This window comes from Bradyrhizobium cedriense (genome assembly GCF_054602315.1).
Genome location: NZ_JBTSWB010000002.1, coordinates 498650 through 514944, shown reverse-complemented (window position 1 = coordinate 514944; position 16295 = coordinate 498650). Strand labels below are relative to the sequence as shown.

The 16295-nt window shown below is 64.1% G+C and carries 20 protein-coding genes and 1 tRNA gene; 9 read left to right on the top strand and 12 right to left on the bottom strand.

Annotated elements, in window-relative coordinates:
• Window positions 1-35: 35 nt before the first annotated feature.
• Window positions 36-1250 carry an ABC transporter substrate-binding protein gene (locus tag ACYCVF_RS08740; protein WP_459602954.1) on the top strand — a complete coding sequence of 405 codons (1215 nt, stop codon included), beginning with the start codon at window positions 36-38 and terminating at the stop codon, window positions 1248-1250.
• Between the two features lie 115 nt (window positions 1251-1365).
• Here the strand turns inward: ACYCVF_RS08740 and ACYCVF_RS08735 are convergent, their stop codons facing one another.
• Entirely contained in the window at window positions 1366-2340 is a 975-nt protein-coding gene (locus tag ACYCVF_RS08735; protein WP_459602956.1) for a TAXI family TRAP transporter solute-binding subunit, read from the bottom strand.
• A 107-nt stretch (window positions 2341-2447) separates the two neighbouring features.
• On the opposite strand from ACYCVF_RS08735, the gene ACYCVF_RS08730 reads away from it, so the two are divergent.
• The 3 genes from ACYCVF_RS08730 to ACYCVF_RS08720 all read left to right on the top strand — a co-directional run bounded on the left by ACYCVF_RS08730 (window position 2448) and on the right by ACYCVF_RS08720 (window position 4837).
• Entirely contained in the window at window positions 2448-3422 is a 975-nt protein-coding gene (locus ACYCVF_RS08730) for a Bug family tripartite tricarboxylate transporter substrate binding protein (protein WP_459602958.1), read from the top strand.
• A 422-nt stretch (window positions 3423-3844) separates the two neighbouring features.
• Window positions 3845-3920, top strand: a tRNA-Ile gene (locus ACYCVF_RS08725).
• Window positions 3921-4621: 701 nt separating this feature from the next.
• The gene (locus tag ACYCVF_RS08720; protein WP_459602960.1) at window positions 4622-4837 is read left to right on the top strand and encodes a hypothetical protein; all 216 of its coding nucleotides are present in this window, start codon (window positions 4622-4624) and stop codon (window positions 4835-4837) included.
• Window positions 4838-5002: 165 nt separating this feature from the next.
• Here ACYCVF_RS08720 and ACYCVF_RS08715 read toward each other — a convergent pair whose 3' ends face one another.
• A complete protein-coding gene (locus ACYCVF_RS08715) occupies window positions 5003-5479 on the bottom strand; it encodes a DUF3833 family protein (RefSeq protein ID WP_459602962.1) in 477 nt (158 codons plus the stop codon).
• A gap of 248 nt (window positions 5480-5727) precedes the next feature.
• On the opposite strand from ACYCVF_RS08715, the gene ACYCVF_RS08710 reads away from it, so the two are divergent.
• Window positions 5728-5997 (top strand): hypothetical protein, encoded by a 270-nt coding sequence (locus ACYCVF_RS08710; protein WP_459602964.1) that lies wholly within the window; start codon window positions 5728-5730, stop codon window positions 5995-5997.
• Here the strand turns inward: ACYCVF_RS08710 and ACYCVF_RS08705 are convergent.
• From ACYCVF_RS08705 to ACYCVF_RS08680, 6 genes are all read right to left on the bottom strand, one after another.
• On the bottom strand, window positions 5936-6319 hold the full coding sequence (locus ACYCVF_RS08705) for a hypothetical protein (protein ID WP_459603394.1): 384 nt from the start codon (window positions 6317-6319) through the stop codon (window positions 5936-5938). The genes ACYCVF_RS08710 and ACYCVF_RS08705 overlap by 62 nt on opposite strands.
• 2 nt (window positions 6320-6321) lie before the next feature.
• Window positions 6322-7278, bottom strand: a complete 957-nt coding sequence (gene ku / locus ACYCVF_RS08700; RefSeq protein ID WP_459602966.1) for a non-homologous end joining protein Ku — start codon at window positions 7276-7278, stop codon at window positions 6322-6324.
• 201 nt (window positions 7279-7479) lie between these two features.
• The gene (locus ACYCVF_RS08695; RefSeq protein WP_459602968.1) at window positions 7480-7974 is read right to left on the bottom strand and encodes a lipocalin-like domain-containing protein; all 495 of its coding nucleotides are present in this window, start codon (window positions 7972-7974) and stop codon (window positions 7480-7482) included.
• Between the two features lie 46 nt (window positions 7975-8020).
• Window positions 8021-8869: a DUF3108 domain-containing protein gene (locus ACYCVF_RS08690; RefSeq protein WP_459602970.1), complete on the bottom strand. Its 849-nt coding sequence runs from the start codon at window positions 8867-8869 to the stop codon at window positions 8021-8023.
• Window positions 8839-9816, bottom strand: a complete 978-nt coding sequence (locus ACYCVF_RS08685; protein WP_459602972.1) for an SDR family oxidoreductase — start codon at window positions 9814-9816, stop codon at window positions 8839-8841. Before ACYCVF_RS08685 ends, ACYCVF_RS08690 begins: the two co-directional genes overlap by 31 nt.
• A 61-nt stretch (window positions 9817-9877) precedes the next feature.
• On the bottom strand, window positions 9878-10678 hold the full coding sequence (locus ACYCVF_RS08680; RefSeq protein ID WP_459602974.1) for a hypothetical protein: 801 nt from the start codon (window positions 10676-10678) through the stop codon (window positions 9878-9880).
• 130 nt (window positions 10679-10808) lie between these two features.
• Here ACYCVF_RS08680 and ACYCVF_RS08675 point away from each other — a divergent pair, with 130 nt between their 5' ends.
• Complete coding sequence (locus ACYCVF_RS08675) at window positions 10809-11447, top strand: TetR/AcrR family transcriptional regulator (protein ID WP_459602976.1); 639 nt, start codon at window positions 10809-10811, stop codon at window positions 11445-11447.
• 140 nt (window positions 11448-11587) lie between these two features.
• Here the strand turns inward: ACYCVF_RS08675 and ACYCVF_RS08670 are convergent, their stop codons facing one another.
• The 3 genes from ACYCVF_RS08670 to ACYCVF_RS08660 form a co-directional block, all read right to left on the bottom strand.
• Window positions 11588-12385 carry an adenylate/guanylate cyclase domain-containing protein gene (locus ACYCVF_RS08670; RefSeq protein ID WP_459602978.1) on the bottom strand — a complete coding sequence of 266 codons (798 nt, stop codon included), beginning with the start codon at window positions 12383-12385 and terminating at the stop codon, window positions 11588-11590.
• A gap of 113 nt (window positions 12386-12498) precedes the next feature.
• Entirely contained in the window at window positions 12499-12711 is a 213-nt protein-coding gene (locus ACYCVF_RS08665) for a hypothetical protein (protein WP_459602980.1), read from the bottom strand.
• Complete coding sequence (locus tag ACYCVF_RS08660; RefSeq protein WP_459602982.1) at window positions 12712-12936, bottom strand: hypothetical protein; 225 nt, start codon at window positions 12934-12936, stop codon at window positions 12712-12714.
• Between the two features lie 527 nt (window positions 12937-13463).
• Between ACYCVF_RS08660 and ACYCVF_RS08655 the strand changes: the two genes are divergently transcribed.
• The 3 genes from ACYCVF_RS08655 to ACYCVF_RS08645 all read left to right on the top strand — a co-directional run bounded on the left by ACYCVF_RS08655 (window position 13464) and on the right by ACYCVF_RS08645 (window position 15014).
• The gene (locus ACYCVF_RS08655; protein WP_459602984.1) at window positions 13464-13832 is read left to right on the top strand and encodes a rhodanese-like domain-containing protein; all 369 of its coding nucleotides are present in this window, start codon (window positions 13464-13466) and stop codon (window positions 13830-13832) included.
• 540 nt (window positions 13833-14372) lie between these two features.
• Window positions 14373-14552, top strand: coding sequence for a hypothetical protein (locus tag ACYCVF_RS08650; RefSeq protein WP_459602986.1), 180 nt, complete (start codon window positions 14373-14375; stop codon window positions 14550-14552).
• Window positions 14553-14717: 165 nt separating this feature from the next.
• Window positions 14718-15014, top strand: a complete 297-nt coding sequence (locus ACYCVF_RS08645; RefSeq protein ID WP_459602988.1) for a hypothetical protein — start codon at window positions 14718-14720, stop codon at window positions 15012-15014.
• Between the two features lie 28 nt (window positions 15015-15042).
• Here ACYCVF_RS08645 and ACYCVF_RS08640 read toward each other — a convergent pair whose 3' ends face one another.
• On the bottom strand, window positions 15043-16233 hold the full coding sequence (locus ACYCVF_RS08640) for an adenylate/guanylate cyclase domain-containing protein (RefSeq protein WP_459602990.1): 1191 nt from the start codon (window positions 16231-16233) through the stop codon (window positions 15043-15045).
• Between the last annotated feature and the right edge of the window lie 62 nt (window positions 16234-16295).

Below are 16295 nucleotides of genomic sequence, written 5' to 3'. Positions count from 1 at the left end.
CACCGGCCAACGAGCCGGCTCAGGGGAGGACAAGCGTGAATCCAATCAGATTTGGACTACCGGTGACGGCCGCCTTGATGGCGGCGCTGCTGTCTGGCGCAGCGTCGGCGCAGCTTTCCGACGACGTCGTCAAGATCGGCGTGCTCACCGACATGAACGGCCCGGCCTCCGCGCCGACCGGCCAGGGCTCGGTGACCGCGGCGCAGATGGCGATCGACGATTTCGGCGGCACCGTGCTCGGCAAGCCGATCAGCGTCGTGATCGGCGACCACCAGCTCAAGGCCGATATCGGCGCCTCGCTCGCGCGGCGCTGGTACGACATCGAGCAGGTCGATCTGATCGTCGACGTGCCGGTCTCCGCGGTCGGGCTCGCGGTGCAGAACATCGCCAACGAGAAGAAGCGGCTGTTCATCACCCACTCCACCGGCACCGCCGATTTCCACGGCAAGTTCTGCTCGCCTTACGCGATCCAATGGGTGTTCGACACCCGCGCGCTCGCGGTCGGAACCGCGGACGCGGTGGTCAAGCGCGGCGGCGACAGCTGGTTCTTCATCACCGACGACTACGCCTTCGGTCATTCGCTGGAGCGCGACGCCTCCGCCGTCGTCACCGCCAATGGCGGCAAGGTGCTGGGCTCGGTGCGGCCGCCGCTGGCAACGCCCGACCTATCCTCCTTCGTGCTGCAGGCGCAGGCCTCCAAGGCCAAGATCATCGGCATTGCCGCAGGTCCCCCCAACAACATGAACGAGATCAAGACCGGCGCCGAGTTCGGCGTGTTCAAGGGCGGCCAGCAGATGGCGGCGCTCCTGGCGCTGATCACCGACATCCACGGCCTCGGCCTGCAGGCCGCGCAAGGCCTGCTCCTGACCACGTCGTTCTACTGGGACCTGGACGACAAGACCCGCGAATGGTCCAAGCGCTACTTCGCCAAGATGAACAAGATGCCGTCGATGTGGCAGGCCGGCGTCTATTCCAGCGTGATGCACTATCTCAACGCCATCAAGGAGACCGGCACCGACGATCCGCTCAAGGTCGCCGCCAAGATGCGCGAGAAGCCGATCGAGGACTTCTTCTCCCGCAACGGCAAGCTGCGCGAGGACAATCTGATGGTGCACGATCTCTGGCTGGTGCAGGTGAAGACGCCGGAGGAGAGCAAATATCCGTGGGACTATTACAAGATCCTCACGACGATCTCCGGCGACAAGGCGTTCGGCCCGCCGGACCCGGCGTGCGCGCTGGTGAAGAAGTGACGGTGGCGTAAAGCCATCGTCATTCCGGGGCGGTGCGCAGCACCGAACCCGGAATCTCGAGATTCCGGGTCTGGTCCTTCGGACCATCCCGGAATGACGGTCGCTTACGCGACAATCACTTCACCACGCCGATCTCGCGGAAATACTTCATCACGCCGGGATGGATCAGCTCCACCCTCGGCGCGGCCGCGAGCGTGTTCGACGCCGTCGTCTCGCAGGCCTGGGCGAGCTTCTTGCAGAACGTCGCCTCGACGCCGTGCAGCGTCTTCGCGAGGCGATAGGCGACATCGTCGGGCAGATCCTCGCGCGTCAGCACGAAGCTCCACGACCCCAGCGAGGCGATCGGCGCGGTCTGGTTCGGATAGCTGCCCGCCGGCACGAGCAGCGGCTTGAGGAACGCATGCTTGGCGCGGATGCGCGTCATCTCTTCAACATCAGGCGCGATGAAGCGCGCACCTGACGCGCTCGAGGCCACCGCGGCAAAGCCGGGCCAGCCGATGCCGGCGCCCCACAGCGCGGCGACGCTTCCGTCCTCGACCATCGCCGGGCCGTCGCCGGCGCGGTCGAGATAAACTGCCCTAAAGTCCTCGTCCTGCTTCAGGCCGAGCCCATCCAGCACGTAGCGCGCCAGGATCGGCAGGCCCGAGCCCTTCGCGCCGAACGCGACGGGCTGGCCGACGAGATCGCGGATCGTCCTGTAGGGACTGTCCGCGCGCACCACGAACATGCCGGGGTTGGAATAGATCGCGGTGAGGATCTTCAGCCGCACGGGTGCGCGGCCGATGCCGGCAAAGGCCTCATAGGCCGGCTCGCCCGCGACCAGCGCGAGATCGAGTTCGCCCTTCTCCAGGAGCGGGATGTTCTCGTTGCTGCCCCTGGTGTTGCGGGGCGCGATGGACATTTGCGGGTCGGCCGCGTTCATCACCTCGGCAAAGGCGTTGCCGTAGAGCGGGAAGCCGCCGCCCGGCGTCGCGGTGCCCAAGCTGATCGTCAGGCTGGGCGTCGCGGTCGGAATGGCCGTGCCTCCGGTTTGGGCGGCAGCCGGGCTGGCGAGCAGCGCCGCACTGACGAGGATCATCGCGAATCTCATGGTCGCTCCTGGCGGACCCGCGTCAACACCGACTTGCGACGATGTAGGCAGCGACCCGATTTTGTGAAAGCATGCAGTCCAACGACAATAAATCAATGGGAGGCATCATGTTGCGGACTTTGCGTAACGGTTTGTTCGGGCTCGCAGTTCTCTTGGGTCTTTTCAGCGCCACACCACCCGCCTCCGCCGCCTATCCCGACCGCCCCATCCACTGGCTGATCGGCTTCTCCGCCGGCGGCCCGGTCGACATCGTGGCGCGGATCATGGCGCAGTGGCTGTCGGAGCGGCTCGGGCAGCAGGTCATCGTCGAGAACCGCACCGGCTCCGGCGGCAACATCGCCGCCGCCGCCGCGATCTCCTCGCCGCCGGACGGCTACACGCTGCTGTTCGTCGCGCCCAACAACGCGATCTCGACCTCGCTCTACAAGAAGCTGCCGTTCGACTTCCTGCGCGACACCGTGCCGGTCGCGAGCATCATGCAGCTCACCAACATGCTGGTCGTCTCCAACGCGTTTCCTCCCAAGACGGTTCAGGAGTTCATCGATTATTGCAAGGCCAATCCCGGCAAGATCTCCTTCGCATCGTCCGGCAACGGCACCTCGGTGCACATGTCGGCCGAGCTGTTCAAGGTGATGACGAAGTGCGACATGGTGCACGTTCCCTATCGCGGCTCGGCCGTCGCCTTCCCCGACATCATCTCCAACAAGGTGCAGCTTATCTTCGACAATCTGCCCTCGGCCATGGAGCAGGTGAAAGGTGGCACTGTCCGCGCGCTCGGCGTCACCTCGCCGCAGCGCTGGCCGAGCGTGCCCGACGTGCCCGCGATCGCCGAGACCGTGCCGGGCTTCGAATCGGTCGGCTTCTACGGCATCTCCGCGCCGAAGGGCACCCCGCCCGAGGTGATCGAGATCCTCAACAAGGCCGTCGGCGAAGCGCTGAAGGACCCGAAGCTGGTCGCGAAGCTCGCCGAGACCGGCGGCATCCCCAAGCCGATGACGCCGGCCGAGTTCGGCAAGCTGGTCGCGGGCGAGACCGCGAAGTGGCGCAAGGTGGTCGAGTTCGCCGGGGTCTCGGTGGACTAGCAACGGCGAGCCGCGGCACGTAGCGTCGCCCGCCGGCACGACATTTGAGGGGGCCAAAAGGCCCTCTCAAACAAAAGTGCGAAAACAACCCCATGCACAGTAGACGAATTGAGCAATCACAGGGGCTTAGCAAAGCGCAGACGACTGGCACCCCCTTGGGGCGCTTTTGGCGCTTTGACTTGTCGGGCAAAACAGTGGCATAATGCCATTATTCCGAAATCCAGCATCCACAAGCGGAGCCGCGCTTTTCCGCGCAGCCCCGGCGTTGAGCCTCGATCAGGGGCCTCCATGCGACGCATGTTCCTGACATGAACGAAGCCTCTTCCGCCTTGAAATCGCTTGAGGATTGCACCCCCGCCTCAGGCCCTGTAAACGAACCGCGCACCGTTGCCGGCCGCCCCTGAAGCGGCCGCCTCGCGGCGGGGCCTGTAGCTCAATGGTTAGAGCCGGCCGCTCATAACGGTCTGGTTGCAGGTTCGAGTCCTGCCGGGCCCACCACGCTTCGCCCTTCGGGCGCTGATTTTCCAATTTCAATCAACCTTCGCGTTGCGTCGGATCCTGCACGTATTGGGCGGGTATGCCTCCAATCAACTTTGAGCTGTACGACAAATGAACGTCACCTATAATGCGCCTGATTTTGCTGGATGTCCCGATATGCTTGACACAAACCGATGCTTTATGAGGTTTCGAGATCGCGCAGAGCGCATCGATTCCAATGAAATTGCCGAAACATTTGTAGCCGTTGGGCCCCTGCTCGACGTTCTGGACTCTACGAACAATCAGATAATCTACGGGAGACGCGATGCACATACTTGGGGTCGCCGCCCAGAAAGCGAACGACCAAGCAATTTCGATGCCCACACTTCGGAGCTCAGCACTCGTCTTTTTCCAGCAGGATAAGTACTCGGCGATCCAATCCAATCCCGAAAACAGTGAACTTCTCGATTGGATTCGTGATCAGGTTATCGGCGCCCGGCGGACTAGAGCGTTCATGCTGCCAGTTAGCGTGAAGGACGAGACTATCGATCGTCTATTTGATCGAAGGGCACTCCATATCAAAAGCCGAAGCATGTCATCTGCGCACAGAGCTGGCGAGCGATTCATCGTTTATAAGCTGGACTACGGATGTTACGCGGATCTGATCAACACAAACAAGGACACGACTGGAATGCTAATCAAGACGTGCGCGGAGAATCTTTATGATCGCCTTGCAGACGAGCGGCAAAAGAAGGCGACATCGAAATAAGCTCGGATCGGATGCCGCTATCCGCTACAATGAATGGCTGGAGCGGGACATGATCGCCGTGCCGATCGGCCCGCACACGACACTTTGCCTTTGCTGCCGCACCCCGCGGCAGCCGCTGTTCGATCGCAACATGCATGTTCTCTCTGACGCTTCCGCAGCGGCGTGCTAACAATCTGTCGGATTTCGAAGGGATGGCAAGTCGATTAGCACGAAGCCGCACGGTCCACTCGTGGTCAGCGTCAGCATGGCCATCGCGGGTGCGGAATCAAGTGCCAGGGCACGAGCGCCGTGCCGCTTCGCCCGGACTGAGTGTGCTGTCACCGCCTGCCGATTCCTAAACCTTCCGATACGTCACATGCGCCGTCGCGAACGGGATGCCTGCACGCCCGGCGCTTCCGCGAACGATGCAGGCGCGATCATCGATCGCGTAGAACCAGTCATCGAAGTTCAGCTTGAACGACTTCCCATCGCCCTGGGGCGTGTCGCGCGTGTACTTCCAGTGGAATGCACAACCGGCCTGCTCGCCGGTGGCATCACCTTCCAGGCGATTTTCATGGCCGGTGTATTGACCTTCGCCTGTCTTGTGAATGGTCCAGCGCAGCGTGTCGCTGTGGCCGTCGTCGAAGGTGTAGGTTTCGGTCAGGACGACAGTGTCGGTGTCCGCGTCGAGCTCGCCATGAGCCGTGATCGACGCGCGCTTCAGAAGCCCGCCGACGAGGCTCTCAACCACCGCCCATCCTTCCAAGCGACCGACGAAGAACTGCTCAGGGAGAAACACGGGCGTGGTGCCGGCGAACGCATCTATGGCCATGGCTTTTGCTCCGAAACCGATGTCGACATAAGCCGGCTCTCAGCATCAGGTTCCTCGGGAGGAAACCTGCTGGCTCCGCCGAATGCTTGCAGCGCATTGCGGACCCTGCGCCACCACCTCGCATTCTCCACAGCCCGCCGGAACAGGTGGACAAGCCCAGCCCTGCCGTTTGCGAATCCCTGCTCCGTGCTAACCGCCCGGAACGAGCGGAGGGGCGAACGGATTCGTCCCGGCAGGAGCGATCTCGCATGCTGATGACCAGAGAAAGACGGCCGGCGATCCGGACCTTAAGGGGATGGGCCATCCATGTGCTGCAGGAGGCCGGCGCGATTTGCGAATGCGAGGAGCACGGCTGGGCCAGGGAGCGCGCCGACCCGCACGCTCGGCGACGCGCGGTCGCGCTTGCGCGGCAGGATCCACCGGACGGCGTCTCCGCGGATCAGGCCGTCGCGGAGATCAACGATGTCCTCGATTCGATTGGCGATACGTGTCCGGAGTGCCCTGACGAGGGCCTTTGAGGCCTGCGGCAAGGACCTTCGCGTACCAGGCGGCATAAGGCGTGGTCCTGGCCATGTGGCGGTTGAAGTCCGGCGCGCCGTCCTTCCACCAGACCGGGCCCCGCTCGCCCAGCGCGCGCTTGACCTCGTCCACCCCGCGATGCGCGGCCGCCTCCAGGTCCGGGTCTTCGTCCGCCTTGGCGTCGCGGACCGCGCGCCTTGCCGCCATCAGCCGCTTCACCAGACTTGCTCGCTCATCGTCTGCGAGATCAGGGTCGGCCATTCTCCACAGGCGACCGCGGACGACGAAGGTGCGTCCGTCCGGCGTCACCGGATGCTTCACGCTCAAGCCGATTTCCGCCGCGCCCCTGCCGCCGGCTTCTTCGCGGACGAGTCCTTGGCAGCGGCCGCCTTCTTGCCGGCGATCGGCATCAGCATCTCCTTCTGGCCTGCCGCCGCCTTCCTCGGCTTCTTCGCCGGCTTGGCAGCCTTCGCGGGCGCGGCCTCCTTCCCGGCCTGCTTGCCGGCTTCCTTGCCGACGCTCCGGCGCAGCGCCTCCATGAGGTCGACGACGTTCTCTCCCTGCGGCCGCTCCTTCGGTCGGATGACCTTCCCGGCGCGCTTTTCGTTGATCAGCTCGATCAGCGCGGTCTCGTAATGGTCCTCGAACTTTTCGGGTGTGAAGCGTCCGGCCTTCTGGTTGACGATGTGCCTGGCGAGATCGAGCATGTCCTTGGTGATCTTCACGTCCTGGATGTCGTCGAAATATTCCTGCTCGCCGCGCACCTCGTAGGGGTAGCGCAAGAGGGTACCGACCAGGCCCTTGTCCATCGGCTCCAGCGCGATGATGTGCTCGCGGTTGGTCAACACCACGCGCCCGATCGCGACCTTGTCCATCTCGCGGATGGTATCGCGGATCACCGCGAAGGCATCGTGGCCGACCTTGCCGTCCGGCCGGATGTAATAGGGGCGGATCAAATAGCGCGGGTCGATGTCGGACCTCGCAACGAACTCGTCGATCTCGATCGTGCGCGTGGACTCCAGCGCGATCTCCTCGAGCTCTTCCTTCGAGACCTCGATGTACTGGCCCTTCTCGAGCTCGTAGCCCTTGACGATGTCCTCGTTCGGCACCTCGTCGCCGGTGTCCGCATCCACCTTCACGTATTTGATGCGGTGGCCGGTCTGCCGGTTGAGCTGGTTGAACGAGATCTTCTCGCTCTCGGATGTGGCCGGATAGAGCGCCACGGGACAGGTGACGAGGGACAGTCTCAGGAAGCCTTTCCAGTTGGCGCGGGGGGCCATGTACGCAGAACTCCGGTTCGAGGCGGCACGGATTCAAGACGAACGGCCGTCCTGGGTTCCGACATGGCTTGTGGAGAAAACGGCGGGCATCCGTCGACCGGCCGCAGCGGGGCCTCGACGGGATCAGTTTGGGCCGGAAACGGCGTGAATCGCTTGCTTTTTTAAGTTTGGGCCGGGTGCGGTGTGGACAGAGCCCTGTCGTCAGCGGACCCGCTCGAACGTGATGCGGATCTTCGTGCCGTCAGGCCGCTCGAAATTCTCGGTCATGACGTCGCCGTCGACCACCAGGCGCAATTCCTTCCGCGTCCGGACGCTGCCGACCCAGTTCGGGAACGTGCAGCCTTCGACCTTGTTGCCGCTGAACTCGCCGTTCCCGTCCACCGTGTAGGTGCCGAAAAAGCCGATGCTGCCGGCCATGGCGGCGCGGTTTTCCGCATCCGTGCCCTCGCCCCGCACGTTGGAGGCAAAGCGCGGGATGTCCGCATCCGTCAGCACCTCGATGAAGTGCATGTCCGGCGTGAAGGTCAGCAGCCCGTTCGGCCGCGCGCCATAGGCCGGCAGGTTCTTTCCTTCGGGATCGATCCGGGCGGAGACCATTCTCCAGGTGCCGAGCACCTTGTTCGGCGGCGCGGCGTTGGCCGGAACACTCATCAGGTAAACTCCCAAGGCGATCAGCACCAGAATTCGACGGGTCATGTTGGAGTCCTCGGCTTCATCCTGCCATGCGGCCATTTGCTCGACGTCATCGCGAGCCGCCGGGTTTCGGACCGTCGTCGGCAAATTCCCTCAGGGCAACGTTGAGGGCGCCATACCGCGTTTGGGCGCGAAGCGAGATCGGGACATGGAGGTCAAGTGCCACGGCGCGGCCGTAGGTGACCTCGATCTGACTCGCATCGGCACCTGCCGCCCTTGCATTTGCGCCTTCGCCGATCATTCCGGCCAATGGCTTCAGCACGACGCGGCAGATCGTCGTCGGCCCCAGGAAGCCTTTCCGGTCGGTGGAACCTGTGGCGTGCGGCTCGAGGCGAATGTCATAGCGCCGCAAGCCGTCGAGAATCGGCAAGGTCCGATCGCAGGCATCCGCCTGCGCCTTGGCTTCACCCCGCCCGGCCGGGATGAGAAGAGCGCTCAGGGGATCGGCAATGGCGTTGAGGTGTCTTGGTTCGATCGCAGGCTGATCCGACGTCAACGCGAGCGGAGGATCGATCGTCATTGTCTTGACGACGCCCTCGGCCATGCCGAGGGTGACCTTTTGCCTGCGTCGGCCATTCCGATAATCGAGATCGAAGCCTGCGGGGATCAGGCGGCCGTCCCTGTAGGCGCCGCTGGATGCCGCCACGCCGGCCGCATCGCTCAACAGCCTGGTTGCTCCGGTGCTCTGATAGGTGACGCGCGCCGTGTAGATGTTGCCGCGGACCGCCAGATCCAGCGTCGCGTTCGCGAGCGGCAGGCCGACGAGCGTGACGGCGTATGAGGCGCGAATATCGCCATCTGCCGCCGCCGGGCCCGGAATGGCCAGCAAGGCCCAGCAGGCGCCGAGCCCGGATAGCGCAAGGCGGATCATGCCTGCGCAACGCCGCGAGAAGTGCATGTGTCTTTCCTCGCCGTGGTGGGATAGGACTCCGTCGCGAAGCTCGCGCCGGTCAGTCTTGTCGAGACATCCCAGAGGCGAGAGGCCACCGCGTCGTCATCGGCCTGCGGCGGCACGCGCGCCACGGACGGCGAACCGCGCGTTTCGCCGAGCTTGTCCGGACCGTAGTAGCCGCCGGGGACGATGTCCGGCGACGTCGCCGCAAACAGCGTCGGCAACGCACCTTGCGCCGGCGGCTGGAACAGGAACCACAAGGCAGTTCGCGCCAGACCGGCGAGGCTCATTCTGCCGGCACCGTTCGGAATCAGGTCGGTTCGCGATACGCCGGGATGGGCCGCAACGCTGGTGATGCCCCAGCCGCATGTCCGGCTCCGCCGCTGCAGCTCGAACGCAAACATCAGGTTCGCGAGCTTGGACTGGCCGTAGATCGGCATCGGCTTGTACCAACGCTCAGCCTGCAAATTGTCGAACGCGATCGCACCGTCGCGGGCGGCCACGCTGGACACGGTGACGACACGGGCCTCGACGCCCTTTCGCAGGAGCGGGAGAAGCTCCGCCGTCAGCGCGAAATGACCAAGGTGGTTGGTGCCGAACTGCAGCTCGAACCCGTCGGCCGTCACTTGCCGCATGGGCGGCGTCATGACCGCGGCATTGTTGATGAGCAGGTCGAGACTGTCTCGTTCGGCGCGCAAACGGGAGCCGAAGGCCCGAACCGAATGAAGATCCGCAAGATCGAGCAGTTCGAACCGAACATTGGCCTTCGGCTGACGGGATCGGATCCGCGCGACGGCATCGGCTCCCTTGGAGGCATTGCGGCCAGCAATGATCACCTCGCCGCCCGCACGCGCCAACGCGAGCGCGTCTTCGTAACCCAGCCCGCCCGTACCTGTCACGACGGCGGATCGCCCCCGCTGTGACGGAATATCGCTCGCACTCCAGCCGGGCATCGGGCCATCTCCCAGGGCACAACATCATATCCAGCCCATTAAATTACACTGAGTGTAATTTTCAAGCTTCGTGCCGCCCGGGCGTGTTGACCTTCTCGTGAACGGCGCCTGCGCCGCGGCCTTGCGGCGCCGCGCGCTTCAGTGGCCGCAGCGAAGCGTTCAGGACGCCTCGCAGCCGAACAAGCAGGAGCGTGACCGATGACCGCACCTTCGCGAGCATCCCGGCGCGAATGACCGTCAGCGCAGGAAGCAGCGCGAGAAGCAGGCTAAGACCAATCCAGCGCAAGAGGCGCCCGGCCAGAAAGGCCTGAATCGTCGGGGTCCACTCGTTCACGACGAGATTAACGGTCGCGGCGAACGCCGCCTTCGCACCGAGGCACAAGAAGCTGCCTGAAACGACGTTCGCCAGATCGAAACAGGGATGGAAGGAGATGACGCACAGCAGAATGAGAACGCCAAAGTTGCCGAGGTACGGCGACCGTATTGCCCTGACGGCGCTGGCAAGGCTCCGACCAACGAATCGACGCTCGTCACGCTCCCTGGACGAGGCATGCAATACGTCGTCGAGGCGACCCTCGGCGCCACGACCGGCTCGCACGTCACGTCCATGCCGGGCAACGGTTCGCAGGCTCGTGCGAGATATGCCAATTGTACGGCGATGCCGGTGCATCGCGTTTCCGCGGTAGCCGGAAGCGACGTAACCGGCGGGAATGCGGCGAAGAAGCTCGACATTGCCGGAGCTGTCCATACGCTGATCATTCCCGGTCGCCGGTTGCACCGAACCTGGCTTGGTTCCATGGAAATCGCAGTTCGAGGCATCGGCATCCCGATCGTTCACCAAGCCATCCTTGTCTGCAGTCATCTTGATCCACTTCGCCTGGTCTTGGATGTCCCGAACCGGCCGAGCCTTGCTGCGCGACTCCACATGCAGTAATTTCGCACTTGATGCGAAAATTAATCGCACTGAGTGTAATTTTGAATGAGGCAGTTTCGTGTCGAAGAAGGCCGGAGAGGACGCATCTCCCAAGAAGGAAGGACTGAGGGAGCAGAAGCGCCGCGAAACGTTGCGACGCATCGCGGACACCGGGCTAAGGCTGTTCCTTCGAAATGGCTATGAGGCGACGACGCTTGACGCCATCGCCGAGGAGGCCGGAATTTCGCGCCGGACCTTCTTCTATTATTTCAAATCAAAGGAAGAGATCATTCTGGTGTGGCAAAGCGGCCTTGCCGAAACCATACGGCGAGCCATTTTGGAGCAATCAACCAAACAGACGCCACTCGAAGCAGTAAAGAATGCGTTGGTGGCGCTCACGGCGTCCTACGAGAGCGTTCAGGCTCGCAAGCAAATGATGGAGATCGACCGGTTCATCCGCGCCAATGAGACGCTTCGCGCGCGAGAGGCCACCAAGTACGCACAACAGGAACAGGCGGTCTTCGATGCGCTCTGCGCGATGTGGCCGCAGCCCAAGCGACGGCCGGCACTCCGCCTTGTTGCGATGATCTCCATTGGTGCCTTTCGCCTTGCGATCGACCGTTGGAGCCAGGACGCGGGAAGGCGCCCGTTTGCCGCTTATTTGCGGGACAGTTTCGCCAGCATAAAAGCGGAAATTCGATTATCCGGAGCCCTCTAACCGGGCGCAGCTGGCTCTTATAGAGCCAACGCCATTGCGCCGGACGAGCAGTTCAACTGATCGCACGGACGGTCGTCACCCGAGGTGCCGTCGCGCCGCGCTCTCGCCGGGGAGACGAGATTTACGCCTCGGCCCCTCCCTCACCCCTCCACCCGCCACAGCCTCCACCTTTCCGGCACGCCCTTGAGCCGGTGCACGCCGTGATCCGTCAGGCTGATCGCGGACTGCGTCCTCACCAGCTCCTTCACCGCGCTCGACACCAGCACCTCGCCCGCGCGCGCCTTCGCGGCGAGGCGGGTGCAGATGTGGAAGGCGAGGCCGACCATTTCACCGCCGCTGATGGTGTATTCGCCGGCGTGCAGGCCGACCCGGATCTCGAGGCCGAGCGTGCGCATGGCCTTCTGGATCGCGGTCGCGCAAGCGATGGCGGCGGCCGGCTTCCTGAACGTCGCGAGCACGCCGTCGCCGGTGGTCACGACCTCCTTGCCGCCGCACGTCTTCAGCTCCTTGCGGACGGCGGCGTAGTAATGGCCCATCACCTTGGTCCAGCGGGCATCGCCGAGCTTGGCGGCTTTCGCGGTGGAGCCGACGATGTCCACGATCAGGATGGTGGCGAGCGCCTGCCTGAGCTCGGCGTTGCGTGCAGCCGAGGGGCGCCGGTTCGCGATGGGCCCGGTCAGCGGCTCATAGCGATGATTGCGGCGCCGCGCGATCGCGGCTTTGGTGTAGTCCTGCGCGCGCTGCGCGGTGCGGCAACGGACGGTCTTCTCCTGCGGCAGACGCGACCAATACACCTTGCGCCCGGCACCAGCGCCATGCACCTCCACGGCGCCCCACTTCAGGAAGACTGCCGAGCCAACGCGCCTGACACACCACGCCTTCGACGTGTATCCGGAGACGTTCGACTGATGGACACCGATGCGAAGGAATTTCGGCATGAACGTGCGGCCAAAGACCGTTTGCGTAGCTTTCGTAAAAGCTAGTCGCACAACCCGGCGTTGGCAACAGTGCTGCCAACCGCCATGCCGCCGGCCGAGACTATGCCCGCAACCTAAATTCCTCTGCCGCCGCTCTGCCTGCCGATCGTGCAGCGCCATGCGGCCAGGCGTTCGGCCGGATGCTGCGCCATCCATGCGGCGAGCTGCGGCGCGCCCATCAGGCAGGACTGCATCGTCACGTCGGCGAAGTCCGAGGTCGTAACGACCTGTTCATGGCAATCCGTCGGAGAGGAAAGACTGCAGAGCACGGCAATGATCCTGATCATTCACGCGAGCTCCTGCGGCCAATCGTATTCCGCTTTCGCCGCCGGGCGTTTTACGGACCGGGCCGCATCCGTGCTCGAGGCCTTTTCGGCGCGCCGCTGGTAGTCGTCGGCCAGCAGCTTCAGCCGCGTTGCAACCACCTCGTCGGTCATGCCGCGGGCCGCACGCAGCAGGCTTTGTGCCGTTTCCATATATTGCTTGCTTCGTCCTGACATCTGCAGCGTCATGGGATCCTCACTCGGTTCTCTGGAGGCATGTTGAAGGCGATCGGGAACCGGCCGATCCAACCGCCGTCGTCCTGACGGCGCGCCGCGAAACGTTCGACGCACTTCTTCGAGCAAAGAGGCTTGCGCCATGCGTAATACCTGATGAGACCGAATTGGCCGTCGCAGACGGCGCAGCGTCCGGTTCGACCATGAAGATTTCCAGAGCAGGTAGGCATTGACGTCTCCTCGCGCTGTCGCGCCTGATGTCGCCGATCACCTCTTCCGTTGCACCGGGCTTGCCTCGCCTCCCGATGTAGCGGCATTCGTGGTCTGAGCCGCCATTGAAACCAGCTTACCGGTCCTGCGTGGCAATCTCTTTCAACAAGGCGCCCTCGATTGCGCATCCGCACGACGCGCAGCCTGAACGCGAAGCGCCTGTCAAACGCCTGCTTGCGCGGCTCTGCGTCCCCGACGTGGAGGAGGCGCGGCCAAAATCGATGTGCTATCCTCCCGTGGGGGTGGCACGAGAGACAACCCAGAGAGGACCCATGGCAACGAGTGTCAAGCAAATGCTGGAAGCTGCGAACGCGGCGGTGCCGAAGATCACGTCGGAGCAGGCGGCCGAGATGATCAAGAACGGCGACACGCTCGTGGTGGACGTCCGCGACGCGCCGGAAGTCTCCGCCAGCGGCAAGATCGCGGGCGCCGTGCATGTCTCGCGCGGAATGCTGGAATTTCGCGCCGATCCGGAGTCGCCCTCCCACGACAAGGCGTTCGACAAGGCCAAGACCGTGATTCTCTACTGCGCATCCGGCGGCCGATCGGCGCTCGCCGGCAAGCTGCTCAAGGACATGGGCTACGAGAAGGTCTACAACGTCGGCGGCTTCAAGGACTGGTCCGGGGCGGTCGAGAAATAGATGGAACAGGCAGCGCGGTTCCCGCTTCCTGGCGCTTACACGGCACGGCCATGAACGATTGATCCTCAGGGCGCGGACCTTGGTGCCGCGCCCCGATTGGCACTTCCTGCGGCAAGGCGCGTTGCGGTCTTTTCGAGGAGGTGCAGATGACCAAGACGAAGGCTTCCGAGGCGCAAGCCGCAAGGAACGGGACACAGCCAGCGCTCAATCCCGGCGATGAAGCCCCGCCCGGGACAATTGGCACTGGCGAAGACGTCTGTCCCGAGTGTCACGGCAAGGGGCGCATTGACGGCGCTCCGTGCGCCGCCTGCGGTGGGAGCGGCACCATCACCCGGGCCGTTGGCGGCGCCTGACCTTGCTGCGTCGATCGGCATCTCACCTTCGACGCAACGATCGGCCTTCAAGCGAGTTTCCCTACCTAAAGCGCGATGGGTCGTGAATCGCCATTCTCGCGCTTCGGGTTATTGTTCGAGCATGGTCTTTTCGGAAGGCCGCTGCGCACTTTTCCGGATCATGCTCCAGGAGACCGTGAGGCGCGCCATGAGCAAGGACAACGAGCTGAAGCCCGACGACTTCCCGATCGAAGCCGACAAGGACAAGCTGAAGACCCACAAGGGCGAGCACGTCGCCGAGGCCGAATCGGAGCAGATCGCGCATGAGATCGCCGAGCGGCTGAACGAGCACGCGCACCGGGAAGAGCAGGATCGCTGGTCGGCCTGATTCAGCGGCATCACGTCGCGGTTGATCAGCAATAGGAACACCGCGGGATCCCCGCGCATTGGCCTGCGCCGGGGTTCACAATTCCGGCAAATGGCGGCCTCGGCTCGACCCCCGCCCCCGGACCGCCGAGCCGGGGCCCGCCTGACGCCAACCCATGGAGCGGACATGAAAGCACTTGTTCTCGCGGGGCTGATTGCGGCTCTCGCGTCTCACTCGACCGCCCTGGCGCAAGGCGCCGGTGCGTCCAGAACCGGGTCGAGCATCGATTCCACCGGGACTGGCGGTGCGACCGGAGCAGGAGCCTCCGGCCTCAACACGTCCTCCGACAACAACAGCGGGGGCGCGAGCGCACCCGCCAAATCATCGACGATGCGACCGGGCGACAACGACCCCTCCCGGCAGACCCAGGGCGGCCAGCAGGCCATGCCGAATTCCGGCTCGACCGGAGCGAACCGCAAATAGATCTCGTTCTGCGGCAGCCGTTCGCGGCTCACTCCGGATACGCAAACAGGTCGATCGGCTCGCTGAAGCCGCGCACCTCGTGCTGGCCGACATGCTCCAGGGCGAACTGCTTCTCCACCAACTCGGCGAACGCGCGTGACAGCAGCACCTTCTTGCCGATCGTCTTGGTCAGCGCCTCCAGGCGGGAGGCCATGTTGACGGCCGGGCCGATCACGGTGAAGTCGAGCCGGCTGGTCGATCCGATATTGCCGTACATGACGTCGCCGACGTGGACGCCGATGCCGTAGTTCAGCGGCGCGCGGCCGGTGCCGCTGTTCCGTTCGTTCAGCGCGGCCATGGCCTGCCGGGCCTCGGTCACGGCATGCAGCAGGTTTGCGCAGGCGTCGGGCGCGCTGAGCGGGAAAATGGCGAGCAGTCCGTCTCCGATGAATTTCAGGATCTCGCCGCCGTGACGCGCAATCGGCTCCGACATCGCATCGAAATAGTCGTTGAGCAGGTCGATGACGTCGTCGCGCGGCCAATTGTCGGAGATCTTGGTGAAATCCCGGAGGTCGCAGATCATGATCGCGGCGCGCACCGTCGTGCCGGTGCCGCGCCTTGTGGCACCGGCCAGGATCAGCTCGCCGGCATGGGAGCCGACATAGGTCTCCAGCAGGGTCCGCGCCAGGCGGTTCTTGATGCGGATCTCGCTGACCAGCGCCAGCACCGGCAGCAGCTTCTTGAGGCCGGCGATGTGCGCATCGTCGAAACCGCCGGGCCGGTCGGTCGCGAAGGTGACGATGTGCCGCTTGCCGAGCGTATGGTAGAGCGGCCAGGCGACATAGTCGGTGAGGCCCTTGGCGCGCATCTCGTCATAGAGGGCGTGCTTGCGACCGAGCGAGGGATCCCGTTCGAGCCTCTCGCGCAGCTCGGTGGCGCCCTCATGGATCTCGTGGGCGGCGCTGCCGATATATTCGGGCCGCTCGCGAACCTCGTAGTCGACCAGCGCAATCTCAGCCTCGCGGCTCCCGTCGGACCACATCATGCGGGCCCCGAGCCACTGCGGATGATTGATCAACACGTGGAGCGTCGCCCGCTTCACGGGAATGCCAGCCTGCTGGAGGCGGATGCACATCTGCGCGAAGATGTCGTCGATGAAGCGCTCGTCGCGCGTGCCGTTGGTCAGCCAGTCGATGACGCCGTCGGCAGGCGTGGGGGCAAGGTTGTCTGGCGCGTTCATATTCTGCCCCTCGAGCTGCGGTCCGTTGCGAAGCAGATATCATGCTCCGGGCCGGCGGCGTC

Bases quoted from the DNA above. Each gene is read 5' to 3' on its own strand.
- ACYCVF_RS08735 (WP_459602956.1), bottom strand. From the start codon at position 2,340: ATGAGATTCGCGATGATCCTCGTCAGTGCGGCGCTGCTCGCCAGCCCG.
- ACYCVF_RS08730 (WP_459602958.1), top strand. From the start codon at position 2,448: ATGTTGCGGACTTTGCGTAACGGTTTGTTCGGGCTCGCAGTTCTCTTG.
- ACYCVF_RS08720 (WP_459602960.1), top strand. From the start codon at position 4,622: ATGATCGCCTTGCAGACGAGCGGCAAAAGAAGGCGACATCGAAATAAG.
- ACYCVF_RS08715 (WP_459602962.1), bottom strand. From the start codon at position 5,479: ATGGCCATAGATGCGTTCGCCGGCACCACGCCCGTGTTTCTCCCTGAG.
- ACYCVF_RS08710 (WP_459602964.1), top strand. From the start codon at position 5,728: ATGCTGATGACCAGAGAAAGACGGCCGGCGATCCGGACCTTAAGGGGA.
- ku (WP_459602966.1), bottom strand. From the start codon at position 7,278: ATGGCCCCCCGCGCCAACTGGAAAGGCTTCCTGAGACTGTCCCTCGTC.
- ACYCVF_RS08695 (WP_459602968.1), bottom strand. From the start codon at position 7,974: ATGACCCGTCGAATTCTGGTGCTGATCGCCTTGGGAGTTTACCTGATG.
- ACYCVF_RS08690 (WP_459602970.1), bottom strand. From the start codon at position 8,869: ATGCACTTCTCGCGGCGTTGCGCAGGCATGATCCGCCTTGCGCTATCC.
- ACYCVF_RS08685 (WP_459602972.1), bottom strand. From the start codon at position 9,816: ATGCCCGGCTGGAGTGCGAGCGATATTCCGTCACAGCGGGGGCGATCC.
- ACYCVF_RS08680 (WP_459602974.1), bottom strand. From the start codon at position 10,678: ATGACTGCAGACAAGGATGGCTTGGTGAACGATCGGGATGCCGATGCC.
- ACYCVF_RS08670 (WP_459602978.1), bottom strand. From the start codon at position 12,385: ATGCCGAAATTCCTTCGCATCGGTGTCCATCAGTCGAACGTCTCCGGA.
- ACYCVF_RS08665 (WP_459602980.1), bottom strand. From the start codon at position 12,711: ATGATCAGGATCATTGCCGTGCTCTGCAGTCTTTCCTCTCCGACGGAT.
- ACYCVF_RS08660 (WP_459602982.1), bottom strand. From the start codon at position 12,936: ATGACGCTGCAGATGTCAGGACGAAGCAAGCAATATATGGAAACGGCA.
- ACYCVF_RS08655 (WP_459602984.1), top strand. From the start codon at position 13,464: ATGGCAACGAGTGTCAAGCAAATGCTGGAAGCTGCGAACGCGGCGGTG.
- ACYCVF_RS08650 (WP_459602986.1), top strand. From the start codon at position 14,373: ATGAGCAAGGACAACGAGCTGAAGCCCGACGACTTCCCGATCGAAGCC.
- ACYCVF_RS08645 (WP_459602988.1), top strand. From the start codon at position 14,718: ATGAAAGCACTTGTTCTCGCGGGGCTGATTGCGGCTCTCGCGTCTCAC.
- ACYCVF_RS08640 (WP_459602990.1), bottom strand. From the start codon at position 16,233: ATGAACGCGCCAGACAACCTTGCCCCCACGCCTGCCGACGGCGTCATC.